Source organism: Serratia sp. CY40230, assembly GCF_052168835.1.
Taxonomy (GTDB): Bacteria; Pseudomonadota; Gammaproteobacteria; order Enterobacterales; family Enterobacteriaceae; genus Serratia; species Serratia nematodiphila.
The window spans coordinates 126,133-151,821 of record NZ_JBJNLX010000006.1 but is presented as its reverse complement, the minus strand read 5'-3'; the positions used below and the strand labels follow the sequence as shown (position 1 = coordinate 151,821).

Here is a 25,689-nt window from a genome sequence, read left to right as displayed (position 1 = left end):
CTGTTCATGATGGGAAATTCTCTCCCAGGGAATGCTGTTGCCCGCAGTCAGCCGTTATGCGGAGAAATATAATAATGATGAAAAGCTTATTACCTCGTTCCATGACCCTGGCGGCGCTGGCGCTGCTTTGTAGCCAGGCGCAGGCGGAAACGCTGCAAACCGGCAAGGACGTCGAAGCCCCCACCGCCAAATGGGAAGGAGTGGCGCTCGGCTTTGAGCCGCCGCAGCCCGGGCTGTTGGGGGATATGCTGGGGATCAGGCCGATCCTGGAGGATCACGGCTTCCACTATAATCTCGGCTACCTCAGCCAGCTGTCGTATAACGCCGGTGGCGGTTACAACCGCGATAAACAGGCGTCGTATATCGACCAGTTTTCGCTGACCTTCAGCCAGGATTTGCAGGCGCTGACCGGCATTCCGGACGCGGCGATCGAAGGCAATATCGTCAACCGCAACCATGACAACAACCTGACCCGCGATCGCCTGCAGGATCCGCGCGTCGGCCTGACCGATCTGTCGCAGGAGAGCTTTGGCGGGCAGTCGATTACCCGGCTGGGTTGGTTGACCTTCAGCCGCTCCTTCCTCGATCGCCGGCTGCAGTGGCGCATCGGCATGATGAACAAGGTGCAGGATTTCGATCAGATCATCCCCTGCGATTTTCAGACGCTGACGCTGTGCGGCGGCAAGTCCGCCAACTCGTTGACCTGGTACAACTGGAACGTGCATTACTGGGGCACGACGCTGCAATACAAACTGACCGACGGCCTGACGCTCAAGGGCGGCGTGATGGAACAGAACCCGAGCGCCCCCAGCCGCAGCCACGCCTGGAGCTGGTCCACCAAGGGCAGCAAAGGCTTTCTGCTGCCGATGGAGCTGGAGCTGAAAACCCACGCCGTCAACCAGCTGCCGGGGGTGTATAACCTGGGCGTGCTGTTCACCAACGCGCGCCAGAGCGATCTTTATGAAGGGGTGTCCGGCGGGCCGGGCGCCAGCGATCCGCAGGGCTATCGCAGCCACGATCGCACCTGGTTCCTGTATACCGGTTTCAACCAGCAGGTGACGCGCCATGCGGACGACGTCAACCGCGGTCTGAGCGTGTTTTACAGCCTGGGGCTGGGAGATCAGCGCAGCAACTACCTGCATTGGTCTACCTCGACCGGCATCCGCTATCGCGGGCTGTTCGATGCGCGGCCGGACGACTGGCTGGGGCTCGGCGTCTCGGTGGTGAAGCTGAGCGACCGCTACAAAGACAATCAGCGTTATCTCAACCAGATGAGCGGCATCAGCGATTATCACGATCCGAACTATCGGCCGGTGCCGGGCCACTCGGTGACGGCGGAGCTCTATTATCGCGTTAACGTCACGCCGTGGCTGCAGCTGCAGCCGGGCCTGCAATACTGGCATCACCCGGCGGGCGTCAGCGAGACGCAGGACGCCTGGGTGACGGCGTTGAAAACGGTGGTGACCTTCTGATCAGGCCGCGTCGCTCTCGCGGTAGCGCCGGCGGGCGTGCTCAAACCAGCTGGCCGGCACGTTGTGCGGCGGCTGCTGCAATCTGAGCAGCCCCTGTTCGACGATATGGCTGGCCTGGCGCCACAGCGTCGGGTCGCCTTCGGTCAGCACTTCCAGCAGGCGCTGTTTCTCGATCAGATAGGTTTGGGCGAAGTGGCTGTCGTAGTCCAGCAGCGAGCGGGTGTTGTCGATCAGATCCGCCAGCTTGATGGTTTTGGCCTGCGGCGACGCGCCGGCGCTGTGGCGCCGATCGCGGTTTTTACGCTCGAAGCGGTTGCCGTCCTCGGCGCGGCTGACGTTGGTCAACATCCGCACCAGTTCCGCCACTTTTGGCCCAAAGTGGCTTTCGATATCGCCGAGGGTGGTGGGCGTATCTTCCACCGTGTCATGCAGCCAGGCGGCCGCCAGCATCTCTTCGGTGTGCGGCACGCTGCGCACCAGCTCCATCACCGCCTGTGGGTGGACGATGTACGGATCGTCGGTGTATTTGCGGCGCTGATCGATGGCCGCATGCGCCTTGGTGGCGTAGCGGCGCGCGCGTTCTGCAAGCGTATTCGTCATTTCCTTTCCCTCCGAGCATCCTCTGCATGAAAAAAAGGTAGCATACCTCACAAGAAATAGCTTGCGATTACATCGTGCACTATCTATATTCACAAACATGAAAAGCACCGATACCGCACAACCCAACGCGAAGAACCTGCTGCAGCTCGATCAGCAGCTCTGTTTCGCGCTGTACTCCGCCAACCTGGCGCTGCACAAAGTCTACCGCAAGCTGTTGAATCAGCTCGAACTCACCTACCCGCAATACCTGGTGATGATGGTGCTGTGGGAGCGCGATCGGGTGACGGTATCGGATATCGGCGAGCGGCTGTTCCTCGATTCCGCCACGCTGACGCCGCTGCTGAAGCGGCTGGAAACCGCCGGTTTGCTGGTGCGCTATCGCGCCACCACCGACGAGCGGCAGGTGATCATTGCCCTCACCGAAGCCGGCCGCGCGCTGCGTGAGCGGGCGCAATCGGTGCCCGAGGCGGTGATGTGCGCCACCGACTGCAGCCTGGACGAGATCGTCTCGCTCAAACAGCAGTTGGAAAAGCTGCGCGGCAGCCTGATCGATCAGATTTGATCCTCCAGCGCCGGACGCAAGAACGGCAGGGGTGGTCTACACTGGTTAATAAGTGTCAAAAATAAGTAGTGCGCGATTTAATCGCAAAAGATAAATATGTGACCGGCTTTACCTCGTGGAAGCCGTAGTCATCTCGCCAACCAGCAAGAAGGAATGAACGATGTCTATTGAGAAAGTGGTTTACCGCGCTCACGCCACCGCAACCGGCGGCCGCGACGGCCGTGCGACCTCCTCCGACGGCGTGTTGGACGTGAAACTGGGCGTGCCGAAAGAGATGGGCGGCGCCGGCGGCGAAGTCACCAACCCCGAACAGCTGTTCGCCGCCGGTTACTCGGCCTGCTTCCTCGGCGCGTTGAAGTTTGTCGCGGCGAAAGAAAAGGTCAAAATTCCGGCCGAAGCCAAGATCGACGGCACCGTCGGCATCGGTGAAATCCCGAATGGCTTCGGCATCGAAGTGCAGCTGGATATCTCGCTGCCGGGCATCGAGCGCAGCGTGGCGGAAGATCTGGTGAAAAAGGCGCATGTGGTGTGCCCATACTCCAACGCCACCCGTGGAAATATCGATGTAACTCTGAACGTTAAGTAAGATTTTTGCCGATATCTGGAAAAAATGGAGGGTTTATCCCTCCATTTTCTTGCGTGCCCTGTCTGAAAACCGCTCAAAAAAACGGTAAATTTTGTCCGTTTTGTGAGAATTCTCTTGATTATTACCCGCAAAATAACGCTTATTGCCGGTTGGCTGAACCAGAAGCCGCAATCAGTGTCTGACTGAGTCAGAACCGCTACACCGTCCCCGGAGCCACCGCGTTACATGAACAAAGTTAAATCGCTATCACAGCAGAATTTATCGTTATTGTTAGCGATCTATATCGGCATCTTTCTAAACCTGTCCGTTTTCTATCGCCGTTTTGATTCGCTGGCGCACGGCATTCAGGGAATTAAGCTTATTTCGGCGGTGACGGAAGTCATCGCTATCGTCCTGTTTACGTTCTTCATTATGCGGCTGGTATCGCTCGGCGGCCGGCTGTTTTATCGCATCGTCGCCTCGCTGCTGGTGTTGATTTCGGTTGCCGCCAGCTACTACATGACGTTTTTCAATGTGGTGATCGGCTACGGCATCGTGGTGTCGGTGATGACCACCGATATCGATCTGTCGAAAGAGGTGGTTGGCCTGCACTTCGTGCTGTGGATGGTGGCGCTCAGCGCCTTGCCGCTGCTGTTGATCTGGAAAAACAACCTGCGCTATACCCTGATAGAGCAGCTGAAAACCCCTGGTCATCGCATCAAGCCGCTGCTGGTATTGCTGGCGGTGGTGGCGCTGGTCTGGCTGCCGCTGCGCATGCTGGACGACGAGCAGAGCGTGCAAGAGAAGCTTTCCAACGTCGATTTGCCGAGCTACGGCGGCGTGGTGGCGCACTCGTATCTGCCGTCCAACTGGCTGTCGGCGCTGGGGCTGTTTGCTTACACCCGCTATGACGAAAGCCAGGATCAGAGCACGATGTTCGATCCGGGCAAACACTTCACCTACGTACCGCCGGCGGACATCGACGACACTTACGTGGTGTTCATCATCGGCGAGACCACGCGTTGGGATCACATGGGCATGCTGGGCTACGAGCGCGATACCACGCCGCGGCTGTCTAAAGAGAAGAATCTGGTGGCGTTCCGCGGCGAGTCGTGCGATACCGCCACCAAGCTGTCGCTGCGCTGCATGTTCGTGCGTGAAGGCGGCACCGAAGACAATCCGCAGCGCACGCTGAAAGAGCAGAACGTGTTCGCGGTGCTGAAGGATCTGGGCTTCTCTTCCGAGCTGTTCGCCATGCAGAGCGAGGTGTGGTTCTACAACAACACCGAGGTGAACAACTATTCGTTCCGCGAGATGATCGCGTCCGAGAAGCGCAACGACGGCAAGGCGGTCGACGATATGCTGCTGGTGGACGAAATGAAGGAGTCGCTGGCGCGCTATCCGAAGGGCAAGCACCTGGTGATCCTGCATACCAAAGGCTCGCACTACCTGTACTCGCAGCGTTATCCGCGCAGCTATGCGCGTTATCAGCCGGAGTGCATGGGGGTGGACGATTCCTGCACCAAGGCGCAGCTGATCAATGCGTTCGACAATACGGTGCTGTATACCGACAGCTTTATCAGTGATGTGATCGACCAGGTGCGGGACAAGAAGGCCATCGTGTTCTATGCCGCCGATCACGGCGAATCGATCGGCGAGAATACGCACCTGCACGGCACGCCGCGCGAAATGGCGCCGCCGGAGCAGTTCCGCGTGCCGATGATCGTGTGGGCGTCGGACAAGTTCCTCGAAAACCCGCAGCACCTCAGCGCTTTTGAGCAGCTGCAGGCGCAGCAGCGCATCGGCAAAACGCATCGCCACGTCGAGCTGTTTGACACCATCCTCGGCTGCCTCGGCTACACCTCTCCTGATGGCGGCATCGTGGATAAAAACAACTGGTGCCATCTGCCGCAGGATAAAACGGCGCCTGCCCGCCTGTGATCCCTCCCGCCGGGTGCCTGCCTTGCGCACCCGGTAATTTCACCTAATACATTCTCTTCATCAATTATTCCGGTGTGCGCATACGGTATACTTGCGCACTTCCCCTGCTAACCGGAGATTTCCATGACCCTGCGCGTGGCGTTTATCGACGATCATGACATTGTGCGTTCGGGCTTTGTGCAACTGCTGTCACTGGAGGCCGATATTCAGGTGGTGGGCGAGTTCAGCAGCGCGGCACAGGCGCGCGCCGGCCTGCCGGGGCTGGAGGCGGAAATCTGCATTTGCGACATTTCGATGCCGGACGGCAGCGGGCTGGATCTGCTGGCGGACATTCCCTCCGGCATCCGCGTGGTGATGCTGTCGATGCACGATAACCCGGCGCTGGTGGAAATGGCGCTGGAACGCGGCGCCAGCGGCTTTCTCTCCAAGCGCTGCAAGCCGGAAGATCTGATCACCGCGGTGCGCACCGTCGCCGGCGGCGGCGTCTACCTGATGCCGGAAATCGCGCAGCAGCTGGCGCGGGTGAGGGTCGATCCGTTGACCCGCCGCGAGCGCGAGATCGCGCTATTGCTGGCGCAGGGCCAGGAGGTGCGTGAGATCGCCGCTGCCTTGGGGCTGTCGCCGAAAACGGTGCATGTGCACCGCGCCAACCTGTTCGCCAAGCTGGGCATCAACAACAACGTCGAACTGGCCAGACGGATGCTGAACCTGTGACGCAGCGCCTGATCACCCAGCTGGCGCTGTTTTTCATCTACGCCGCCAGCGCGTTTTGCCTGTGGGGCATCGGCACCGCGCTGATCGACCCCCCCTGGCAGGCGCTGCTGCTGTTTCCGTTCGGCCTGCGCATGGGCATTTTGCTGCAGAGCCCGTACCGTTTCTGGCCGGGGATCCTGCTGGCTGACCTGCTGCTGATGGCGTTGCTGGCGGATCAGTTCGGCTACGGCCCGGCGCTGTGGGCGTCGGTGGCGGTGCTGGTGTTGACGGTGCTGCTCAGCCTGCTGGCCTCGCCGTGGCTGTTGCGCCATCAGCAGAGCGACAGCGAATGGCGCTGGCCGCTGTTGCAGGGCGCGGTGGTCGCCATCGCCGCCTTGCTGCAGGCGTTGGTATGGCAGCTGGTGAGCGGCGAAGGCGCCCGCGCGCTGCTGCTCGGCCTGACCGGTGGTTTCACCATCGCGCCAACCTGCCTGCTGTTGTGGCACTATCTGGCGCGCCAAATCTGGGTGCCGCTGGAGCCGGGGCTGATCCACAAGCCGGTGGAGCTGCGTCTGGGCCACCTGGCCAGCTATCTGCTGCTGTTTGCGTTCAGCATCTGGCTGCAGCAGCAGGTTAACGCCGCCGAGCTGCGCCGTTTCGCGCCGTTCTGCCTGGCGATCCCCATCGTGTTCATGTCTTATCGCTATGGCTGGCAGGGCGCGCTGTTGGCGACGCTGCTCAACGGCGTGGCGCTGATGGTCAACGAGCCGCCGCAGCCGGAGTCGCACCGCGATCTGCTGCTGTCGCTGCTGGCCCAAAGCCTGACCGGGCTGCTGCTGGGCGCCGGCATTCAGCGCCAGCGCGAGCTGAATCAGCAACTGCGGCTGCGGCTGGCGGAGAATCGGCAGCTGGCGCGGGCGCTGGTGACGGCGGAGGAGCAAACCCGGCGCGAGGTGGCGCGCGAGCTGCACGATGAAGTGGGGCAGACCATCACCGTGATCCGCACTCAGGCCAGCATCGTCAAGCGTCTGGCGCCGGAACCGGCGGTGATCGGCTGCGCCGACACCATCGATGCGTTGGCGCTGCGGGTCTACGACGGGGTGCACGATGTGCTGACCCAGCTGTGGCCGGCGGCGCTAAACAACCTGCCGCTGTCGGCGGCGGTGGCGGCGATGCTGCGGGAGTCGCTGCCGCAGGACGCGTCGCTGGTGAGCAGCATGCAGTGGCAGGTGCCCGACGAGCTGCTGGATGAAACGCTGAAAATCACGCTGTACCGGGTGTGTCAGGAAGGGGTGACCAATGTGTGCCGCCACGCCGGCGCCAGTCGCCTGGAGCTGGATGCGCGCCTGCAGCCGCGCAAAGGCGCCGCGCCGCAGATCGCCCTGACCATCCGCGACAACGGCGTGGGCTTCGATGCGGAAAACCATCAGCCGGGGTACGGCCTGCGCGGCATGCAGGAGCGCATCAGCGCCCTCGGCGGCAGCCTGCGGTTCACCGCTGAGCGGGGCGCCTGTTTGAGTGTGATCTTGCCCACAGTTTCACCGGCGCAAACGCAAAACTAGGAAAAACTCCTAACCGCCTCGAGAATCCGGCGTAAGCCCCCTGCGCGCGCGAGGAGCATCATAGCGGCACTTTAATTCAATCCTCTGAGGTTCCACATGTGGTCTTTCCTTAAAAGCCGCCCGGATGCGCCGCAGGTCACCGATCAACGGCAGATCGACGCCAGCTACAAATACTGGCGCATTCAGCTGATGTGCACCATGTACATCGGTTATGCCGCGTTTTACTTCACGCGCAAAAGCTTCAACTTCATCATGCCGGCGATGCTGAGCGATCTGGGTCTGACGATGTCCGACGTCGGCATCCTCGGCACGCTGTTCTACATCACCTACGGCTGCTCGAAATTCATTTCCGGCATGATCAGCGATCGCTCCAACCCGCGTTACTTTATGGGGCTGGGCCTGATCATGACCGGGGTGCTGAATATCTTCTTCGGTCTCAGCTCGTCGTTGATGATGCTGGGCACGCTGTGGATCCTCAACGCCTTCTTCCAGGGCTGGGGTTGGCCGCCGTGCTCCAAAATCCTCACCAGCTGGTATTCGCGCTCCGAGCGCGGCAGCTGGTGGGCGATCTGGAACACCTCGCACAACGTCGGCGGCGCGCTGATCCCGCTGTTGGTCGGCTTTATCTCGCTGCACTTCAGCTGGCGTTACGGCATGATCATTCCCGGCATCATCGGCGTGGTGCTCGGCCTGCTGATGTGCTGGCGCCTGCGTGACAAGCCATCCTCCCTGGGGCTGCCGAGCGTCGGCAAATGGCGCAACGACGCCATGGAGCTGGTGCAGGAATCGGAAGGCCAGGGGCTGAGCAACCGCGAGATCATCAAGCGCTACGTGCTGACCAACAAGTACATCTGGCTGCTGGCGGTCTCTTATGTGCTGGTGTACATCGTGCGTACCGCGATCAACGACTGGGGCAACCTCTACCTGACGCAGGAAAAGGGCTATTCGCTGATGACCGCCAACTCGGCTATCTCGCTGTTTGAAGTGGGTGGCTTTATCGGTTCGCTGGTGGCCGGTTGGGGTTCCGACAAGCTGTTCCGCGGCAACCGCGGCCCGATGAACCTGATCTTCGCTATCGGTATCTTCCTGTCGGTGGCGGCGCTGTGGCTGATGCCGGGCGTGACTTACCTGCTGCAGGCCTGCTGTTTCTTCGCCATCGGCTTCTTTATCTTCGGTCCGCAGATGCTGATCGGCATGGCGGCGGCGGAGTGCTCGCACAAGGATGCGGCGGGCGCCGCGACCGGTTTCGTCGGCCTGTTCGCCTACCTGGGCGCGGCGCTGTCCGGCTACCCGATCGCGCGGGTGATGGAGATCTGGCACTGGAACGGCTTCTTCGTGGTGATTTCCATCGCCGCCTGCCTGTCGGCGCTGTTCCTGCTGCCATTCCTGCGCGCGCAGACGCCGGCGCTGAAACCGGCCAACGCCTGAGTAAAATACGCTGCGCAGCCCCCGGCGCAGCGTATTATGGCGCTTTTATCACCACTTGAAATGCAGGGGCAAAAAAGTGATTGACGCCTATAACCGCCAGCAGTAAGATGCGCCCCGCATCGGCGAGTAGCGCAGCTTGGTAGCGCAACTGGTTTGGGACCAGTGGGTCGGAGGTTCGAATCCTCTCTCGCCGACCACCATTTGAAAAACCTGCTTTTAAAGCAGGTTTTTTTTCGTCTGCAGTTTATGAGGATGAGTACCTCCGCAGGAGGTTCGAGCCTCGCGAAGCGAGACAACGTTGCTTTAGCAACGGCCCGCAGGGCGCGCATCAACGATGCGCGTAATCCTCTCTCGCCGACCACCATTCGAAAAACCTGCTTTTAAAGCAGGTTTTTTTTCGCTGGTCGTTCAGGCGGCTTTGCCTACTACGAAGTCAAAATGGATTTCGTCATAGGGGAAAATCACGCCTTGTTCACCTCTGTCGACGATGCCGCAACCTAACAGCGACTGCAGATCGGTATGCACCGCTTTCACATCGCGTTTCACTCGGCGCGCGACTTCCCGAATGGAAAGTTCGCCAGCGCCGGTCATGGTATGCAAGATATGCATTTTCTTGGGTGATAAGGCTTTCCACAGACTCTCCCAATCCAGGAATGTGATGTAATGCCCTTGAGCGCTTTGATGGCCTGTTGCGGCTTCCTTCAGTGCGAGTTTCATTTCTTCGACGGAAGCGACTCGAATGGTGACTGTATTCATCATGACTCCTCTGTGAGCAGCATAACCTCGCGCCAGAAACTGTCGAGCAAGGCATCAATGGTCGTGAAATTAAGCGGCTCCTCTTTTCCATCGATATGTTTGTGATCGCCTTTACCCGCTTCATTGTCATAGCGCAGTCGACAAATGCCGTCTTTTACATAAGCAAATCGGTATTTATAACTGTGGCCGCTGGCCTTGACGGGCGGCACCACCCGCCAAATGACGAGCTGCGCAAATGCGGCAGGCGTCAAGGGTATCCTGTCTTGGTAGATTAGCTGCGAAGGCATGCTCTTTCCTTAAGTGTTGTTCACAGTACCAACACAGTCAGGGTGTTGTCAATAATGACAACACCCTGACTGCAGAGTGTGGTGCAATCCTGATAAATATTTATCTTTCCTTAATAAAAAATTCACTATCCTTATTTGTCGTGCTTTCTTTTATTTATATTAAAATAAATTCACGCTTGCTGAATAAAACCCCGTTGATAGCGCTCTTGTTTTCACGCCTTTTTTATTTATAGTCTGAATGTACGCGGTGGGAATGATTATTCCGCCACGTGGAAAGACGTTGTTGCTGTTTATTGATTTTAATCTTCGTGGATTATTGCGGAATTTTTTCGCATCGGCAATGCATCGCGACGATTAACTCTTTTATGTTTATCCTCTCGGAATAAAGGAATCAGTTATGCGCAAATTTAATAAACCGCTGTTGGCGCTGTTGATCGGCAGCACGCTGTGTTCCGCGGCGCAGGCCGCCGCGCCGGGCAAGCCGACCATCGCCTGGGGCAATACCAAGTTCGCCATCGTTGAAGTTGACCAGGCGGCTACCGCTTATAATAATTTGGTGAAGGTAAAAAATGCCGCCGATGTTTCGGTCTCCTGGAATTTATGGAATGGCGACACCGGTACGACGGCAAAAGTTTTATTAAATGGCAAAGAGGCGTGGAGCGGCCCGTCAACCGGATCTTCCGGTACGGCGAATTTTAAAGTCAATAAAGGCGGCCGTTATCAAATGCAGGTGGCATTGTGCAATGCCGACGGCTGTAGCGCCAGCGATGCCACCGAAATTGTGGTGGCCGACACCGACGGCAGCCATTTGGCGCCGTTGAAAGAGCCGCTGCTGGAAAAGAATAAACCATATAAACAGAACTCCGGCAAAGTGGTGGGTTCTTATTTCGTCGAGTGGGGCGTTTACGGGCGCAATTTCACCGTCGACAAGATCCCGGCGCAGAACCTGACCCACCTGCTGTACGGCTTTATCCCGATCTGCGGCGGCAACGGCATCAACGACAGCCTGAAAGAGATTGAAGGCAGCTTCCAGGCGCTGCAGCGCTCCTGCCAGGGCCGCGAGGACTTCAAAGTCTCGATTCACGATCCGTTCGCCGCGCTGCAAAAAGCGCAGAAGGGCGTTACCGCCTGGGATGACCCCTACAAGGGCAACTTCGGCCAGCTGATGGCGCTGAAACAGGCGCATCCTGACCTGAAAATTCTGCCGTCGATCGGCGGCTGGACGCTGTCCGACCCGTTCTTCTTCATGGGCGATAAGGTGAAGCGCGATCGCTTCGTCGGTTCGGTGAAAGAGTTCCTGCAGACCTGGAAGTTCTTCGATGGCGTGGATATCGACTGGGAGTTCCCGGGCGGCAAAGGCGCCAACCCGAACCTGGGCAGCCCGCAGGACGGGGAAACCTATGTGCTGCTGATGAAGGAGCTGCGGGCGATGCTGGATCAGCTGTCGGCGGAAACCGGCCGCAAATATGAACTGACCTCCGCCATCAGCGCCGGCAAGGACAAGATCGACAAGGTGGCTTACAACGTTGCGCAGAACTCGATGGATCACATCTTCCTGATGAGCTACGACTTCTATGGCGCCTTCGATCTGAAGAACCTGGGGCATCAGACCGCGCTGAATGCGCCGGCCTGGAAGCCGGACACCGCTTACACCACGGTGAACGGCGTCAATGCGCTGCTGGCGCAGGGCGTCAAGCCGGGCAAGATCGTGGTCGGCACCGCCATGTATGGCCGCGGCTGGACCGGGGTGAACGGCTACCAGAACAACATTCCGTTCACCGGTACCGCCACCGGGCCGGTCAAAGGCACCTGGGAGAACGGCATCGTGGACTACCGCCAAATCGCCGGCCAGTTCATGAGCGGCGAGTGGCAGTATACCTACGACGCCACGGCAGAAGCGCCATACGTGTTCAAACCTTCCACCGGCGATCTGATCACCTTCGACGATGCCCGCTCGGTGCAGGCCAAAGGCAAGTACGTGCTGGATAAGCAGCTGGGCGGCCTGTTCTCCTGGGAGATCGACGCGGACAACGGCGATATTCTCAACAGCATGAACGCCAGCCTGGGCAACAGCACCGGCGTTCAATAATCGGTTGCAGTGCGTTGCCGGGGGATATCCTTTCGCCCCCGGCTTTTTCGCCGCCGAAAGTTTTTTTACGCCGCACAGATTGTGGGCCTGCCCGGTGCAAAACGCGCTCATCGGACTCACCCTTTTGGGTAATCCTTCAGCATTTCCTCCTGTCTTTAACGGCGATCACAAAAATAACCGTTCAGATATTCATCATTCAGCAACAAAGTTTTGGCGTTTTTTAACGGAGTTAAAAACCAGTAAGTTTGTGAGGGTCAGACCAATGCGCTAAAAATGGCCGCTTAGCATAAATTTTCATGCTGGAACTGTTAACAAAAGGTTTTTTTTATGTTTGTTTGCTGTTTCTCACAGTCTGCGTAAATCCCCACTGGTTATATTGACGACACCCCAAACAGTTGGCAACTTGATAGCCTCAGGGGTAAGAGCGAGAGTTGTTTGAGTGAATTCCACGCGCTCAGACGTCCCCGCCGCGATGCGTTCCATCCGGCATTCTCTCCTCGTACGCCTTCTGCCTTCGGGCGCCGATCGCACAGGCCACGCAATAAAAAATACAGGTCTGGCGGCAATTACACACATCACATCACACAATGGAGCACTAACGATGACACGTTCCTTGGGTAAATCGGGGATTCTGAAATTCGGTATTGGGCTGATCGCGCTGACCGTGGCGGCCAGCGTACAGGCCAAGACGTTGGTTTACTGTTCTGAAGGTTCCCCGGAAGGGTTCAACCCGCAGCTGTTTACCTCCGGCACCACCTATGACGCCAGCTCGGTACCAATCTACAACCGGCTGGTCGAATTCAAGACCGGCACCACCGAGCTGCAGCCGGGCCTGGCTGAGAAGTGGGACGTCAGCGAAGACGGCAAAACCTACACCTTCCACCTGCGCAAAGGCGTGAAGTGGCAGAGCAGCAAGGACTTCAAACCGACGCGCGATTTCAACGCCGACGACGTGGTGTTCTCCTTTGAACGCCAGTTGGATGCGAACAACGCCTATCACAAAGTGTCCGGCGGCAGTTACGAATACTTTGAAGGCATGGACATGCCGAAGCTGATCGCCAAGATCGAAAAAGTGGACGACAACACCGTGCGCTTCGTGCTGAACCGCCCGGAGGCGCCGTTCCTGGCTGACCTGGGCATGGACTTCGCGTCCATTCTGTCCGCCGAATACGCTGACGTGATGATGAAAGCCGGCACGCCGGAGAAAGTCGATCTGAACCCGATCGGCACCGGCCCATTCCAGCTGCTGCAATACCAGAAAGACTCCAAGATCCTGTACAAGGCGTTCGACGGTTTCTGGGGCACCAAGCCGAAGATCGATCGCCTGGTGTTTTCCATCACGCCTGACGCCTCCGTGCGCTACGCCAAACTGCAGAAAAACGAATGCCAGGTGATGCCGTATCCGAACCCGGCCGATATCGCCCGCATGAAGCAGGACAAGTCCATCAACCTGATGGAACAGCCGGGCCTGAACGTGGGTTACCTGTCGTTCAACGTCGAGAAAAAGCCGCTGGATAACCTGAAGGTGCGTCAGGCGTTGACCATGGCGGTCAACAAGCAGGCGATCATCGACGCGGTTTATCAGGGCGCGGGCCAGGCGGCCAAGAACCTGATCCCGCCGACCATGTGGGGCTATAACGACGCGGTGCAGGATTACGCTTACGATCCGGCCAAGGCGAAAGAGCTGCTGAAAGAAGCGGGCATGGCCGACGGTTTCAGCATCGATCTGTGGGCGATGCCGGTACAGCGTCCTTACAACCCGAACGCGCGCCGCATGGCGGAAATGATCCAGGCCGACTGGGCCAAGATCGGCGTGAAAGCCAAAATCGTGACCTATGAGTGGGGTGAATACCTCAAGCGCGCCAAAGCGGGCGAGCACCAGACGGTGATGATGGGCTGGACCGGCGACAACGGGGATCCGGACAACTTCTTCGCCACGCTGTTCAGCTGCGCAGCGGCGAAAGACGGCTCCAACTACTCCCGCTGGTGCTACAAGCCGTTTGAAGATCTGATTCAACCGGCGCGCGCCGAATCCAACCACGACAAGCGTATCGAACTGTACAAACAGGCGCAGGTGGTGATGCACGATCAGGCTCCGGCGCTGATTGTCGCACACTCCACCGTGTACGAGCCTGTGCGTAAGGAAGTGAAAGGCTACGTCGTGGATCCGCTCGGTAAGCATCACTTCGAGAATGTCTCTGTAGACTGATTTCGACCGCTTTACCGGAGACGCACGAATGGACTTGCAGGGGCGCAACAGGTTTGCGCCTCTGCTGACCAGTCTCCGGCGTATGGCCGTCGAATCGTTCAAAGGCATGTGAGCGTTAATAAGCCTGGCGGACGATGAGCTGCCGGGCATTGATACAGAGAGTTCGGGATATGTTGCAGTTCATACTCCGACGTTTGGGGTTAGTTATCCCAACGTTTATCGGCATTACGTTGCTGACTTTTGCATTCGTCCATATGATCCCCGGCGACCCGGTGACCATCATGGCCGGGGAACGCGGTATCTCCGCCGAGCGCCACGCGCAGCTGATGGCGGAAATGGGGCTGGACAAGCCGCTCTATCAACAATATTTCTCCTACGTGTCCAACGTGCTGCACGGCGATCTGGGCACCTCACTCAAAAGCCGCATCTCCGTCTGGAGCGAGTTCGTTCCGCGCTTCCAGGCCACGCTGGAGCTGGGTTTCTGCGCGATGCTGTTCGCGGTGCTGGTGGGCATCCCGGTCGGGGTGCTGGCGGCGGTCAAACGCGGTTCGGTCTTCGATCACACCGCGGTGGGCATCTCGCTGACCGGCTATTCGATGCCGATTTTCTGGTGGGGCATGATGCTGATCATGCTGGTGTCGGTGCAGCTTAACCTGACGCCGGTGTCGGGGCGCATCAGCGACACGGTATTCCTCGACGACAGCCAGCCGCTGACCGGCTTCATGCTGATAGACACCCTGATCTGGGGCGAGCCTGGCGACTTCGTCGACGCGGTGATGCACATGATCCTGCCGGCCATCGTACTGGGCACCATCCCGCTGGCGGTGATCGTGCGCATGACCCGTTCCTCGATGCTGGAAGTGTTGGGCGAAGACTATATCCGCACCGCGCGCGCCAAGGGCGTGAGCCGCATGCGAGTGATCGTCGTCCACGCGCTGCGCAACGCGCTGCTGCCGGTGGTGACGGTGATCGGGCTGCAGGTCGGCACCATGCTGGCCGGCGCTATTCTGACGGAAACCATCTTCTCCTGGCCGGGGCTGGGCCGCTGGCTGATCGACGCGCTGCAGCGCCGCGATTACCCGGTGGTGCAGGGCGGGGTATTGCTGGTCGCCTGTATGATCATTCTGGTTAACCTGCTGGTAGACGTGCTCTACGGCGTGGTCAACCCGCGTATTCGCCACAAGAAATAAGGGGCGCTCTCATGTCTCAAATCACTGAGTCTGCAGTTAAAGGTGCGCCGAAGCCGATGACCCCGTTTCAGGAGTTTTGGCACTATTTCAAGCGCAATAAAGGGGCCGTGGTCGGCCTGGTGTATATCGTTCTGATGCTGGTGATCGCGCTCGGCGCCGGCGTGCTGGCGCCGCATGCGCCGGCGGACCAGTTCCGCGACGCGCTGCTCAAGCCGCCGGTGTGGCAAGAAGGCGGCAGTTGGCAATATATCCTCGGCACCGACGACGTGGGCCGCGACGTGCTGTCGCGCCTGATGTACGGTGCACGGCTGTCGCTGTTGGTCGGCTGTCTGGTGGTGGTGCTGTCGCTGATCATGGGCGTGATATTCGGCCTGCTGGCCGGTTACTTCGGCGGCGTGGTGGACGCGATTATCATGCGCATCGTCGACATCATGCTGGCTCTGCCGAGCCTGTTGCTGGCGCTGGTGCTGGTGGCGGTATTCGGGCCGTCGATCGTCAACGCCTCGCTGGCGCTGACCTTCGTCGCCCTGCCGCACTATGTACGTCTGACGCGCGCGGCGGTGCTGGTGGAGGTCAACCGCGACTACGTCACCGCTTCGCGGGTGGCGGGCGCCGGCGCGCTGCGCCAGATGTTCGTCAATATTCTGCCTAACTGCCTGGCGCCTTTGATCGTGCAGGCTTCTCTCGGTTTCTCGAACGCCATTCTGGACATGGCCGCTCTCGGCTTTCTGGGCATGGGTGCGCAGCCGCCGACGCCGGAGTGGGGCACCATGCTCTCCGACGTGCTGCAGTTCGCGCAAAGCGCCTGGTGGGTGGTGACCTTCCCCGGCCTGGCGATCCTGCTGACGGTGCTGGCATTTAACCTGATGGGGGACGGTTTGCGTGACGCTCTCGACCCCAAACTCAAGCAGTAACAGAGGACGAGAGAGATGGCGTTATTGAATGTAGACAAGCTTTCGGTGCACTTCGGTGACGAAGGCACCCCGTTCCGCGCGGTAGACCGCATCAGTTACAGCGTGGAGCAAGGTCAGGTGGTCGGCATCGTCGGTGAATCCGGCTCCGGAAAATCCGTCAGCTCGCTGGCGATCATGGGCCTGATCGATTTCCCCGGCAAGGTGATGGCCGACAAGCTGGAGTTCAACGGCCAGGATCTGCGCAAGATCTCCGAAAAAGAGCGCCGCCAGCTGGTGGGCTCCGAAGTGGCGATGATCTTCCAGGATCCGATGACCAGCCTGAACCCGTGCTATACCGTCGGTTACCAGATCATGGAGGCGCTGAAGGTGCATCAGGGCGGCAACCGCCGCACCCGCCGTCAGCGCGCTATCGACCTGCTGACGCAGGTGGGCATTCCCGATCCGGCCTCGCGGCTGGACGTATACCCGCACCAGCTTTCCGGCGGCATGAGCCAGCGCGTGATGATCGCCATGGCCATCGCCTGTCGGCCGAAGCTGCTGATCGCCGACGAGCCGACGACCGCGCTCGATGTGACTATCCAGGCGCAGATCATCGAACTGTTGCTGGACCTGCAACAGCGCGAAAACATGGCGCTGCTGCTGATCACTCACGATCTGGCGCTGGTGGCGGAAGCGGCGCATCACATCATCGTGATGTACGCCGGCCAGGTGGTGGAATCCGGCAAGGCGGCGGAGATTTTCCGCGCGCCGCGCCACCCGTACACCCAGGCGCTGCTGCGCGCGCTGCCGGAGTTCGCCGCCGACAAGGCGCGGCTGGCTTCGCTGCCGGGCGTGGTGCCGGGCAAATACGATCGCCCGGCCGGTTGCCTGCTCAACCCGCGTTGTCCGTATGCCAACGAACGCTGCCGTAACGAGGAGCCGGAACTGCGCAGCATTCCCGGCCGTCAGGTTAAATGTCACACACCGCTGGATGATGCGGGGAGGCCGACCGTATGAGCCAGAATCAACCTTTACTGCAGGCGATTGACCTGAAGAAGCATTACCCGGTGAAAAAGGGCCTGTTCGCGCCGGAGCGGCTGGTCAAGGCGCTCGACGGCGTGTCCTTCACCCTGGAGCGCGGCAAAACGCTGGCGGTGGTCGGTGAGTCGGGCTGCGGCAAATCAACGCTCGGCCGTCTGCTGACGATGATTGAAGTGCCGACCGGCGGCGAGCTGTATTACCAGGGGCAGGATCTGCTGAAGCCGGACGTCTCGGCCGAGAAACTGCGGCGCCAGAAGATCCAAATCGTGTTCCAGAATCCTTACGGATCGCTCAACCCGCGCAAGAAGGTCGGACAGATCCTCGAGGAGCCGCTGTTGATCAACACGTCGCTCAGCGCCGCCGAACGGCGGGAAAAAGCGCTGGAGATGATGGCGAAGGTCGGCCTGAAGACCGAGCATTATGACCGCTACCCGCACATGTTCTCCGGCGGCCAGCGCCAGCGTATCGCTATCGCCCGCGGGCTGATGTTGAATCCGGATGTGGTGATCGCCGATGAACCGGTGTCGGCATTGGACGTGTCGGTGCGCGCGCAGGTGCTGAATCTGATGATGGATCTGCAGCAGGAGCTGGGGCTGTCCTATGTGTTCATCTCGCACGATCTGTCGGTGGTGGAACACATCGCCGACGAGGTGATGGTGATGTACCTCGGCCGCTGCGTGGAAAAGGGCAGCAAAGAGGCGATCTTCAACAACCCGCGCCATCCGTACACCCAGGCGCTGCTGTCGGCGACGCCACGGTTGAACCCGGATATGCGCCGCGAGCGCATCAAGCTGACCGGCGAACTGCCCAGCCCGATGAATCCGCCGCCGGGCTGTGCGTTCAATGCCCGCTGCCGCCGCGCTTTCGGCACCTGCGTGCAGCTGCAGCCGCAGCTAAAACAGTACGGTGAGCAGATGGTGGCCTGCTTTGCGGTCGATCAGGACGAACATCCGGGGACGTAAAGCGTCGAACGTCATCGCTTAAATTCACGCCGGCATCACGCCGGCGTTTTTTATTACTTAATCAAAGGGTTAATAAGTAGAAAACTACCACAGTCCGCCATTTTAATTACCTCCCTAATTAAGTTCTGATAAGAGTTATTTTTCTAAGAATCTTCGCATGAAAATAATAATAGAATTATGGAATTCAACGGGTTGTTGTTAATAACATTATATCGGCCTATCGGCTTCACCATTTTTATTATAAAAGCCCAAAAAAAAACGCGCCGGTGGCGCGCTTTAGGTTGATGAGGGCGCGCTTATTGCGGATAAGGCACCCAGTCGCCGCCGTTCAGGCGAATGTAAGGTTTCCCCTGATATTGCATCACGATGGCGTTGTCGTTTTCGGAGATGACCGGGGTCTGCGGCAGCCCCTGGGTCAGCGCCTGCCAGTCGACGCTGGATTCGCTGAAGACCTTGCCGTCCACCAGACGTGATACCAGCTCCGACAGCGCCAGATAGCTGCTCGGCGTTTTGATCTGCAGCGGGCTGCCCTGATGCGGCGCCTTCATGCCCACCAGTTTGATGCCGACCGGCGTATGGGTGATGTTCGGGCTGGGAATATCGCGCAGGCCGGACATCTGCATCTTGTCACCCACCAACGCCGCGCCGTGCTCCGGCACGATCACCACCACCACTTTGCGGCCGGATTTTTCCAGCTGATCGAGGAAGGTGTTCAGCTGATCGAACAGCTTCTGCGCGCGCGGCTGATAGTCGGCGCTCTTGTTGGAGCCGACGAAGCGGTTGCCGTCGTGCAGCGGGATGACGTTGAGGAAGGTGGCGGTGCGGGCGTCTCCGGCTTTTTGCTGCTGATCCAGCCAGCGGGTCAGCAATTCCAGATCGTTATAAATCGGCTCACCGTCGAACGACGTCAGCTCGTTGCCGATGCCGGCCTGCGACATTAACGGCGCCTGCATGTCGCCCTGTTCACGCAGCTCTTTCAGGTAGTTGCCGAACACTCCGGAGTGATCGAGCATCAGCTGTTGCTTGAAGCCGAGCTTCGCCAGGTTGTCGAACAGGTAACACTGCTGGTTCACCGGCTGGTACAAATCATGATGCGAAAGCTGGCCGCAGCTGGCGCGCAGCAACCGTATCGAGGCCGGGCCGCTGTAGGCGGTGGCCGAGTTGAAGCTGTCGAACATGATGTCCATCTTCGACCACAGCGGATGATTCTGCAGGTTGACCGCCTCCATATCGGCCCAGGCTAGCGAACAGATGTTGATCACCAGCAGATCGAACGGTTGGGCGTCGGCGGGCAAAGTGGCCGGGAACGCGGTGGCGCGGCCTTTTTCCCTCTCGTAGAACTGGTTCAGGTAGGCCGTCAGGTTGGCGCTGGTCGGCGGCAGGCTGTCTGCCGGCGCAGCGCCCCCCGCCGCCGGCGCTGATGTGGCCGGGGTATTGGCGCCGCCGGCGGCAGCCGTGGAAGTGGCGGGCAGCAGTGAAACCGCCGGCCCGGCGATGTTGACGATATTGAGCCACGCCAGCGCCGCCACGGTGAACACCGTGACGCGCACCCACTGTGCGACGAACAGGTAGGCGATAAACAGCACGAAGGCCGCGCCGATCATCTGCCAGTTGATAAAGCGGTTGATCAGCTCCAGCAGATACTGGGCGCTGAAGCCGGCCAGCTGCGAGCCCTGGCTGAGGATGCTGTTGATGCCCGGCAGCCAGGTGTCATGGTAGAACAGCGCGATGCCGATCGGGATAGCGAGGTAATGGCGCCAGCGATGCAGGCGTTGCGAAGGGATCGGCATCAGCAGAAACGCCATGAACACCAGGTTCGGCAGCGCGTGGAAATTCAGGTAGCCGAACCACAGCAGGGCGAATTTGGCCAGAAAGTAGAGGTTCCAGCCGCCCAGCCCGCGCCAGTAGCGCCACAGAGCGTTATCGGATTGCGTCTTCGAGTTTGGATTCATGGCTGCTTCTTACGTTTAATCTGAGATGAGGAGCCTGTGCGCACCCATAAACCGGCGGATTTCAAATAGCGCGGCGATAACAACAGGTTTTGCCAGTATTGACGCAAATGCGGAAAACGCCGGTGAAAGGCGTAGCCCAGCGGAATGAAGATCAGCGCGCACAGCAGGATCAGTTGCACGATGTCGTTAAGGTTCAGCATGCGGTTCCTCCTGCGGGCCAAGCGGCAGCGTGAAGGCGACCGGCTGCCGCCGTTCCGCGGGCACCTCGGCCGCCGCCACGCGGGGGCGCGGCGCGGCACCGGCGGTGCCGGTGGCCGAAATCTGCCAGCGCCCCTGGGCCATGCGTTTGATTTCCGAAATGATATCGACGTCCTGATGCCACACCACCCGGTTGCTGAAGGCTTCATCCACCGGCAGGCGGAAGATGAACTTCAGCGCAGTATCCAGATCGTTGATGCGGCAGGTGGAAAGGAACAGCACCAGCCGCCCCTGCACCACGGTCATCACGTCGCCGAACCGCCGCAGGTGGCACAGGGTCATCGCCTGTTCGGCGCGCAGGCCGGTGGCCGGGCGCAGCGCTACCATCACGCCTTTGCCGTCCTCGGGCAGCAGCGTGTTGCCCATCAGCGAAAGCACCGCTTGGCTGAACGCTTCCGGCCGCATGTAGCCTTTGAGCTGCAGCGGACGCAGCCCGGCCAGCAGCGCATCGATGTCGGCGGGCACATGCCGTGAGAAGCGCTGCCCCTGGATGCCCTCGAGCATGGTCAGAAAACGCGACAGCGGCGCGACGTGCGGCACGATCAGGTTGGCGCCGCAGGCCAGCAGCAGCCGTTCGTCGCTGTAGCGCAGGCTGGCGCTCATCTCGCGCACCGCGATTTTCAGGCCGTTGCCGCGGCTGCGGCGCAGGGTGTGGATCTGGTGCGCCAGATGATCGATTTGGTCGCTTTGATACAACGCGAAAATCAACGTCGCCGAGAGTCTCAGCATGCCGTGCTGCGCCAGTTCGTCGTTGCTCTCCAGCAGTTGCCAGTTGGCGGACAGCGGCGGCGCGCCTTCCAGGATGCTGCGCTCGGCCAGATACTGGCTTTCGTCGCTGCGTAAGGCGGTGGGGGAAGGTTGGCTATTTTCATCCTCGCCCTGCCAGCCGCCTTCCGCCGCATACAAGGTCAGCAGCTGGTTGGCGTTGATGCCGTTTTCGGTGCTCCACCAGTTCACCAGGTATTGCGCGCTGTCCTGCTGCCATTGCAGGCTGGACAGGCCGTTCAGGATGCGGTGCTGTGCGCTGAGCTGCCCTTTGAGCTTATTGATGCCGCCGCCGTGGCTGAGGATCAACAGCGTACAGCCCTGCCGCCGCAGCCAGGCGGCGAGGGTGCGCGTCCACTCGCGCAGCTCTTCGGTGGTGAAGGTTTGCCACAGGCTGGCGTGGGCCAGCAGGATAAGTAAGCGATTTTGCGGCCGCAGGGCGCGCATCAGATCGTCGTTCAACTGTGTCAGCGCGGCTTTTTTCTCCGGTAATTGATACAGCGGCAGCTTTTGCAACGCGGGCGCAGCCAGCTCGGCCAGCAGGCGCTCGGGTTTGTCGCCGCTGCAGATCAGGGCGGCTTTGTGGGTGGCCGGTTGAGCGGCGATGACCTGGCGACACAGCAGCGCGGCGTCGCTTTGCCTGTCGATATTGATCCAATAAAGCCCGGGGGCCTGCATCACCGACAGCTCTTCCCAAATCTGCCGAATGCCTAGAGAAAAAGAGTGCGCCATAGGATGTGTTCTACTTTCGTTGAAAGCCGACTAAAGGCGTTTATATTTAAAGATAGCCATTTTTACGCTGGCAATAACAAATCTCCGACGCTCTTCAACAATATTTGTTGAGAATCATCTTATTGCCTCTCTCTTTTTGTATCGTTGCTATAGTTAATTAACATAGCCTATTTTCGCCAAGGCGGAAGAATGAATAACGCACCCACCCATTTTCGTGCAGCGGCGCCTGGGGAGAGCCAGGATGACCTGCAGGCGCTCAGCCAGGCTTTTTCATTGCCGAAATTACGCTATGTCGATATTTCGCGGCAGGAGCGGTTAACGCAAATGATGACGCGCTGGCCACTGTTGGCCGAATTGGCGCAGACCACGGGGAGCCACTGATCTATGCCGGTGCTCGCGCTGCAAGGGTTGCGGGGTGGAATGGGGACGACCTCGGTCACGGCGGCGCTCGCCTGGGCGTTGCAGCAGCTGGGCGAGTCGGTGCTGGCGATCGACTTCACGCCGGATAATCTGCTGCGCTTGCATTTCAACACCCCGTTCGAGCTGGCGCGCGGCTGGGCCCGCGCGGAGCGGGATGGCGGCGTTTGGCAGGAAGGCGCGCTGCGTTATTGTGAAAACCTCGACTTTCTGCCTTTTGGCCGCCTGAATGGGGCGGAACGGCTGGAAGTGCAGCACCAGTGTCGGCAACAGCCGGAACGCTGGCGCGACAACCTGCGCCAACTGATCGCCGGCGATCCGCAGCGCTGGATCCTGCTGGATGTCCCGGTCGGGGACGGCGTGCTGGCGCAGCAGGCGCTGCAGCTTGCCGACAGCGTGTTCGTGCTGTTGAACCCCGATGCCAACTGTCAGGTGCGGCTCCATCAACAGACGCTGCCGAATGACTGCCGTTTCCTGGTCAATCACTACTCCTCCGCCAGCCAGCTGCAGCAGGATCTGCATCAGCTGTGGCTGCAAACCCTGAGCGGCCTGCTGCCGGTGGTGATCCACCGCGACGAAGCGTTGGCGGAAGCGCTGGCGGTCAAACAGCCGTTGGGCGAGTATCGCCCCGAGAGCCTGGCGGCGGATGAAGTGCTGACGTTGGCCAACTGGTGCCTGATCAACCTCAAACGGGGCGTTGCGCCATGAGCCGGGTGCTGAGCCTGCTGCTGGTACCGCCGGTGCGTCAGGCGGTGCAGGCGCGCTACCGCGGCTATCGCCGCAACGGCGCGTCGGCGCTGACCGCCTTTTTCGCCACGCTGCTGGTGGCGCTGGGGTGGATGCTGCTGCGCTTCGAGTCACCGGCCTGGCAGCGCGTGCGCGTCGGCCGCGCTTACTGGTTCCCGCATCTGTCCGCCGAACGCCCGCGCCCGGCGGATGCGCTGCGCTATCTGCTGCAGGGCCTGTGGCTGCTGCTGTTTCGCAGCGGTCGCGCGCCGGTGCCGCGCGACTATTTCGCCGGGTGGCGGCGGCTGCAGCAGCGCTATGCCGACTGGCTGCAGAGCCTGCCGCAACGGCTGAAAAACGCCGGCGTGGAACAGCGTTCGGTAGAGCGCCTCGGCCGCATGAACCGCGGCATGCGGCGCGCGCTGTTTATTCTGGTCGGCGTGCTGGCGGCGATCCTCGCCATACTGTGCATTTCGCAGCCGTTCGATCTGTCGGCGCAGTTCGTGTTCGTCGTGCTGCTGTGGGGGATCGCGATGGTGGTGCGCCGGGTGCCGGGGCGTTTGCCTGCGCTGATGCTGATCGTGCTGTCGCTGACCGTGTCCTGTCGTTACCTGTGGTGGCGTTATACCGCCACGCTGAACTGGGACGATCCGCTCAGCCTGGTGTGCGGCCTGTTGCTGCTGGTGGCGGAAACCTACGCCTGGGTGGTGCTGGTGCTGGGCTATTTCCAGACCATCTGGCCGCTTAACCGCCAGCCGGTGCCGTTGCCCGAAGACAGCGCCACCTGGCCGACCATCGATCTGATGGTGCCGACCTACAACGAAGATCTCGGGGTGGTGAAGCCCACCCTCTATGCGGCGTTGGGCATCGACTGGCCGAAAGAGAAAGTGAACATCTATATCCTCGACGACGGCAATCGCCCCGAATTCCGGGCGTTCGCCGCCGAAGTGGGGGTGAAATACATCGCCAGGCCGACCCACGAACACGCCAAGGCCGGCAACATCAACAATGCGCTGAAGCAGGCCACCGGCGAGTTCGTGGCGATTTTCGACTGCGACCACGTGCCGACGCGCTCCTTCCTGCAGCTGACCATGGGCTGGTTCTTCAAAGACAAAAAGCTGGCGATGCTGCAGACCCCGCACCACTTCTTCTCGCCGGATCCGTTCGAACGCAACCTCGGCCGCTTCCGCCAGACGCCCAACGAAGGCACTTTGTTCTACGGGCTGGTGCAGGACGGCAACGACATGTGGGACGCCACCTTCTTCTGCGGCTCTTGCGCCATCCTGCGCCGCAGCGCGCTGGACGAGATCGGCGGCATTGCGGTGGAAACCGTCACCGAAGACGCCCATACCTCGCTGCGTTTGCACCGGCGCGGGCACACCTCGGCCTATATCCGCATTCCGCAGGCCGCCGGGCTGGCGACCGAAAGCCTGTCGGCGCACATCGGCCAGCGCATTCGCTGGGCGCGCGGCATGGTGCAGATCTTCCGGCTCGACAACCCGCTGCTGGGCAAAGGGCTGAAACTGGCGCAGCGTCTGTGCTACGCCAACGCCATGCTGCACTTCCTGTCGGGCATTCCGCGCCTGATCTTCCTCACCGCGCCGCTGGCGTTTTTACTGCTGCATGCCTACATCATCTTCGCGCCGGCGCTGGCGATCGCGCTTTATGTGCTGCCGCACATGATCCACGCCAGCCTGACCAACTCGCGCATCCAGGGGAAATACCGCCATTCGTTCTGGAGCGAAATCTATGAAACGGTGCTGGCCTGGTATATCGCGCGGCCGACAACGGTGGCGCTGTTCAATCCGCACAAGGGCAAATTCAACGTGACCGCCAAGGGCGGGCTGGTGGAGGAGGAGCACGTCGACTGGGTGATCACCCGGCCTTACATGTTCCTGGTGGTGCTTAACCTGGCTGGGCTGGCGTTCGGCGCCTGGCGGCTGGCCTATGGCCCGACGGACGAGGTGATGACGGTGATCATCAGCCTGGTGTGGGTGCTGTACAACATGACCATTCTCGGCGGCGCGGTGGCGGTGGCGGTGGAGGCCAAGCAGGTGCGCCAGGCGCACCGCGTGGAGATCGCCATGCCGGCGGCGATCGCGCGTGCCGATGGCCACCTCTACCCCTGCACGCTGCGCGATTACTCCGACGGCGGCGTGGGCATTGAGATGCGGGTGGAAAACGCGTTGAAAGACGGCGACAAGGCCTCGCTGTTGCTCAAGCGTGGCCAGCAGGAGCACAGCTTCCCCTGTGTGGTGACGCGCGCCTTCGGCAACAAGGTGGGGGTGCGTCTGGTCAGTCTCTCCACCCGTGAACACATCGATTTCATTCAGTGCACCTTCGCCCGCGCCGATACCTGGGCGCTGTGGCAGGACGGGTTCCCTGAAGACCGGCCGATCGAAAGCCTGCGCGACGTGCTGGCGTTGGGCTTCCGCGGCTATGTGCGCATGGCGGACTACGCGCCGCCGCTGGTGCGCGGCCTGCTGGTCGGGGTCACTTCGCTGACCGCCTGGGTAGTGTCGTTTATTCCGCGCGGCGTCGGCAGGGATCCGACCTTGGGTCAACAAGAAACAGTGGGTTAGCTGCGAG

22 protein-coding genes, 1 tRNA gene and 1 other RNA gene are annotated in these 25,689 nt (G+C 60.3%); 18 read left to right on the top strand and 6 right to left on the bottom strand.

The genetic code is table 11. The annotated features are described in order from the left end of the window. Nucleotides 1–101 precede the first annotated feature (101 nt). Nucleotides 102–1,472 (top strand): carbohydrate porin, encoded by a 1,371-nt coding sequence (locus tag ACJ8IJ_RS20915; protein WP_422067169.1) that lies wholly within the window; start codon nt 102–104, stop codon nt 1,470–1,472. On the opposite strand, the gene ACJ8IJ_RS20910 is transcribed toward ACJ8IJ_RS20915, so the two are convergent. Further along, complete coding sequence (locus tag ACJ8IJ_RS20910) at nt 1,473–2,072, bottom strand: HD domain-containing protein (RefSeq protein WP_015376230.1); 600 nt, start codon at nt 2,070–2,072, stop codon at nt 1,473–1,475. It abuts the gene before it with no gap. A 97-nt stretch (nt 2,073–2,169) separates the two neighbouring features. Here ACJ8IJ_RS20910 and ACJ8IJ_RS20905 point away from each other — a divergent pair, with 97 nt between their 5' ends. From ACJ8IJ_RS20905 to ACJ8IJ_RS20870, 8 genes are all read left to right on the top strand, one after another. Further along, complete coding sequence (locus tag ACJ8IJ_RS20905; protein ID WP_004934111.1) at nt 2,170–2,634, top strand: MarR family winged helix-turn-helix transcriptional regulator; 465 nt, start codon at nt 2,170–2,172, stop codon at nt 2,632–2,634. Between the two features lie 160 nt (nt 2,635–2,794). Beyond that, the gene (locus tag ACJ8IJ_RS20900; RefSeq protein ID WP_004934114.1) at nt 2,795–3,220 is read left to right on the top strand and encodes an organic hydroperoxide resistance protein; all 426 of its coding nucleotides are present in this window, start codon (nt 2,795–2,797) and stop codon (nt 3,218–3,220) included. A gap of 225 nt (nt 3,221–3,445) precedes the next feature. Then, nucleotides 3,446–5,140: a kdo(2)-lipid A phosphoethanolamine 7''-transferase gene (eptB, locus tag ACJ8IJ_RS20895; RefSeq protein WP_442518881.1), complete on the top strand. Its 1,695-nt coding sequence runs from the start codon at nt 3,446–3,448 to the stop codon at nt 5,138–5,140. A 123-nt stretch (nt 5,141–5,263) separates the two neighbouring features. Beyond that, entirely contained in the window at nt 5,264–5,854 is a 591-nt protein-coding gene (uhpA, locus tag ACJ8IJ_RS20890) for a transcriptional regulator UhpA (protein WP_004934117.1), read from the top strand. Beyond that, nucleotides 5,851–7,395, top strand: a complete 1,545-nt coding sequence (uhpB, locus tag ACJ8IJ_RS20885) for a signal transduction histidine-protein kinase/phosphatase UhpB (RefSeq protein ID WP_004934119.1) — start codon at nt 5,851–5,853, stop codon at nt 7,393–7,395. The genes uhpA and uhpB overlap by 4 nt, the downstream gene beginning before the upstream one ends. 96 nt (nt 7,396–7,491) lie before the next feature. After that, the gene (locus ACJ8IJ_RS20880; protein ID WP_048326523.1) at nt 7,492–8,823 is read left to right on the top strand and encodes an MFS transporter; all 1,332 of its coding nucleotides are present in this window, start codon (nt 7,492–7,494) and stop codon (nt 8,821–8,823) included. Nucleotides 8,824–8,943: 120 nt separating this feature from the next. Further along, nucleotides 8,944–9,020, top strand: a tRNA-Pro gene (locus ACJ8IJ_RS20875). A gap of 35 nt (nt 9,021–9,055) precedes the next feature. Next, a non-coding RNA gene (locus ACJ8IJ_RS20870) (RtT sRNA) lies at nt 9,056–9,184 on the top strand. A 47-nt stretch (nt 9,185–9,231) separates the two neighbouring features. On the opposite strand, the gene ACJ8IJ_RS20865 is transcribed toward ACJ8IJ_RS20870, so the two are convergent. Then, nucleotides 9,232–9,579: an HVO_A0114 family putative DNA-binding protein gene (locus ACJ8IJ_RS20865; RefSeq protein ID WP_048326526.1), complete on the bottom strand. Its 348-nt coding sequence runs from the start codon at nt 9,577–9,579 to the stop codon at nt 9,232–9,234. After that, nucleotides 9,579–9,866, bottom strand: coding sequence for a toxin-antitoxin system TumE family protein (locus tag ACJ8IJ_RS20860; protein WP_015376234.1), 288 nt, complete (start codon nt 9,864–9,866; stop codon nt 9,579–9,581). The genes ACJ8IJ_RS20865 and ACJ8IJ_RS20860 overlap by 1 nt, the downstream gene beginning before the upstream one ends. 397 nt (nt 9,867–10,263) lie before the next feature. Between ACJ8IJ_RS20860 and ACJ8IJ_RS20855 the strand changes: the two genes are divergently transcribed. From ACJ8IJ_RS20855 to dppF, 6 genes are all read left to right on the top strand, one after another. Further along, nucleotides 10,264–11,955, top strand: a complete 1,692-nt coding sequence (locus tag ACJ8IJ_RS20855) for a glycosyl hydrolase family 18 protein (protein WP_442518882.1) — start codon at nt 10,264–10,266, stop codon at nt 11,953–11,955. Between the two features lie 601 nt (nt 11,956–12,556). Then, nucleotides 12,557–14,164 carry a dipeptide ABC transporter periplasmic-binding protein DppA gene (dppA, locus tag ACJ8IJ_RS20850; protein ID WP_004934126.1) on the top strand — a complete coding sequence of 536 codons (1,608 nt, stop codon included), beginning with the start codon at nt 12,557–12,559 and terminating at the stop codon, nt 14,162–14,164. A gap of 170 nt (nt 14,165–14,334) precedes the next feature. After that, on the top strand, nt 14,335–15,354 hold the full coding sequence (dppB, locus tag ACJ8IJ_RS20845; protein WP_004934128.1) for a dipeptide ABC transporter permease DppB: 1,020 nt from the start codon (nt 14,335–14,337) through the stop codon (nt 15,352–15,354). Between the two features lie 11 nt (nt 15,355–15,365). Beyond that, the gene (gene dppC / locus ACJ8IJ_RS20840; protein WP_004934130.1) at nt 15,366–16,268 is read left to right on the top strand and encodes a dipeptide ABC transporter permease DppC; all 903 of its coding nucleotides are present in this window, start codon (nt 15,366–15,368) and stop codon (nt 16,266–16,268) included. Nucleotides 16,269–16,283: 15 nt separating this feature from the next. Continuing rightward, entirely contained in the window at nt 16,284–17,264 is a 981-nt protein-coding gene (dppD, locus tag ACJ8IJ_RS20835) for a dipeptide ABC transporter ATP-binding protein (RefSeq protein ID WP_275095317.1), read from the top strand. Next, complete coding sequence (dppF, locus tag ACJ8IJ_RS20830) at nt 17,261–18,250, top strand: dipeptide ABC transporter ATP-binding subunit DppF (protein WP_004934133.1); 990 nt, start codon at nt 17,261–17,263, stop codon at nt 18,248–18,250. The genes dppD and dppF overlap by 4 nt, the downstream gene beginning before the upstream one ends. A 296-nt stretch (nt 18,251–18,546) precedes the next feature. Here dppF and bcsG read toward each other — a convergent pair whose 3' ends face one another. From bcsG to bcsE, 3 genes are read right to left on the bottom strand one after another with little or no spacing between them, the layout of a single operon-like run. Next, a complete protein-coding gene (bcsG, locus tag ACJ8IJ_RS20825; protein ID WP_197753738.1) occupies nt 18,547–20,202 on the bottom strand; it encodes a cellulose biosynthesis protein BcsG in 1,656 nt (551 codons plus the stop codon). Next, complete coding sequence (gene bcsF / locus ACJ8IJ_RS20820) at nt 20,199–20,402, bottom strand: cellulose biosynthesis protein BcsF (protein ID WP_004934139.1); 204 nt, start codon at nt 20,400–20,402, stop codon at nt 20,199–20,201. The genes bcsG and bcsF overlap by 4 nt, the downstream gene beginning before the upstream one ends. Then, entirely contained in the window at nt 20,389–21,957 is a 1,569-nt protein-coding gene (gene bcsE, locus ACJ8IJ_RS20815; RefSeq protein ID WP_049187646.1) for a cellulose biosynthesis protein BcsE, read from the bottom strand. Before bcsE ends, bcsF begins: the two co-directional genes overlap by 14 nt. Before the next feature lie 189 nt (nt 21,958–22,146). Between bcsE and bcsR the strand changes: the two genes are divergently transcribed. Genes bcsR through bcsA form a run of 3 tightly spaced genes read left to right on the top strand, consistent with a single transcriptional unit; the run spans nt 22,147 to nt 25,682 of the window. Then, a complete protein-coding gene (bcsR, locus tag ACJ8IJ_RS20810; RefSeq protein WP_004934148.1) occupies nt 22,147–22,338 on the top strand; it encodes a cellulose biosynthesis protein BcsR in 192 nt (63 codons plus the stop codon). Nucleotides 22,339–22,341: 3 nt separating this feature from the next. Next, nucleotides 22,342–23,082: a cellulose biosynthesis protein BcsQ gene (gene bcsQ, locus ACJ8IJ_RS20805; RefSeq protein ID WP_015376240.1), complete on the top strand. Its 741-nt coding sequence runs from the start codon at nt 22,342–22,344 to the stop codon at nt 23,080–23,082. Further along, a complete protein-coding gene (gene bcsA, locus ACJ8IJ_RS20800; protein ID WP_442518883.1) occupies nt 23,079–25,682 on the top strand; it encodes a UDP-forming cellulose synthase catalytic subunit in 2,604 nt (867 codons plus the stop codon). The genes bcsQ and bcsA overlap by 4 nt, the downstream gene beginning before the upstream one ends. Nucleotides 25,683–25,689: the final 7 nt, after the last annotated feature.

What these genes read in the sequence shown, in the direction of transcription:
- eptB (WP_442518881.1), top strand. Translation starts at nt 3,446, where the DNA reads ATGAACAAAGTTAAATCGCTATCACAGCAGAATTTATCGTTATTGTTA.
- dppB (WP_004934128.1), top strand. Translation starts at nt 14,335, where the DNA reads ATGTTGCAGTTCATACTCCGACGTTTGGGGTTAGTTATCCCAACGTTT.
- bcsA (WP_442518883.1), top strand. Translation starts at nt 23,079, where the DNA reads ATGAGCCGGGTGCTGAGCCTGCTGCTGGTACCGCCGGTGCGTCAGGCG.
- dppC (WP_004934130.1), top strand. Translation starts at nt 15,366, where the DNA reads ATGTCTCAAATCACTGAGTCTGCAGTTAAAGGTGCGCCGAAGCCGATG.
- ACJ8IJ_RS20860 (WP_015376234.1), bottom strand. Translation starts at nt 9,866, where the DNA reads ATGCCTTCGCAGCTAATCTACCAAGACAGGATACCCTTGACGCCTGCC.
- dppF (WP_004934133.1), top strand. Translation starts at nt 17,261, where the DNA reads ATGAGCCAGAATCAACCTTTACTGCAGGCGATTGACCTGAAGAAGCAT.
- bcsQ (WP_015376240.1), top strand. Translation starts at nt 22,342, where the DNA reads ATGCCGGTGCTCGCGCTGCAAGGGTTGCGGGGTGGAATGGGGACGACC.
- bcsF (WP_004934139.1), bottom strand. Translation starts at nt 20,402, where the DNA reads ATGCTGAACCTTAACGACATCGTGCAACTGATCCTGCTGTGCGCGCTG.
- bcsG (WP_197753738.1), bottom strand. Translation starts at nt 20,202, where the DNA reads ATGAATCCAAACTCGAAGACGCAATCCGATAACGCTCTGTGGCGCTAC.
- ACJ8IJ_RS20880 (WP_048326523.1), top strand. Translation starts at nt 7,492, where the DNA reads ATGTGGTCTTTCCTTAAAAGCCGCCCGGATGCGCCGCAGGTCACCGAT.
- bcsR (WP_004934148.1), top strand. Translation starts at nt 22,147, where the DNA reads ATGAATAACGCACCCACCCATTTTCGTGCAGCGGCGCCTGGGGAGAGC.
- ACJ8IJ_RS20865 (WP_048326526.1), bottom strand. Translation starts at nt 9,579, where the DNA reads ATGAATACAGTCACCATTCGAGTCGCTTCCGTCGAAGAAATGAAACTC.
- bcsE (WP_049187646.1), bottom strand. Translation starts at nt 21,957, where the DNA reads ATGGCGCACTCTTTTTCTCTAGGCATTCGGCAGATTTGGGAAGAGCTG.
- ACJ8IJ_RS20915 (WP_422067169.1), top strand. Translation starts at nt 102, where the DNA reads ATGACCCTGGCGGCGCTGGCGCTGCTTTGTAGCCAGGCGCAGGCGGAA.
- dppD (WP_275095317.1), top strand. Translation starts at nt 16,284, where the DNA reads ATGGCGTTATTGAATGTAGACAAGCTTTCGGTGCACTTCGGTGACGAA.
- uhpA (WP_004934117.1), top strand. Translation starts at nt 5,264, where the DNA reads ATGACCCTGCGCGTGGCGTTTATCGACGATCATGACATTGTGCGTTCG.
- ACJ8IJ_RS20900 (WP_004934114.1), top strand. Translation starts at nt 2,795, where the DNA reads ATGTCTATTGAGAAAGTGGTTTACCGCGCTCACGCCACCGCAACCGGC.
- ACJ8IJ_RS20910 (WP_015376230.1), bottom strand. Translation starts at nt 2,072, where the DNA reads ATGACGAATACGCTTGCAGAACGCGCGCGCCGCTACGCCACCAAGGCG.
- ACJ8IJ_RS20855 (WP_442518882.1), top strand. Translation starts at nt 10,264, where the DNA reads ATGCGCAAATTTAATAAACCGCTGTTGGCGCTGTTGATCGGCAGCACG.
- ACJ8IJ_RS20905 (WP_004934111.1), top strand. Translation starts at nt 2,170, where the DNA reads ATGAAAAGCACCGATACCGCACAACCCAACGCGAAGAACCTGCTGCAG.
- dppA (WP_004934126.1), top strand. Translation starts at nt 12,557, where the DNA reads ATGACACGTTCCTTGGGTAAATCGGGGATTCTGAAATTCGGTATTGGG.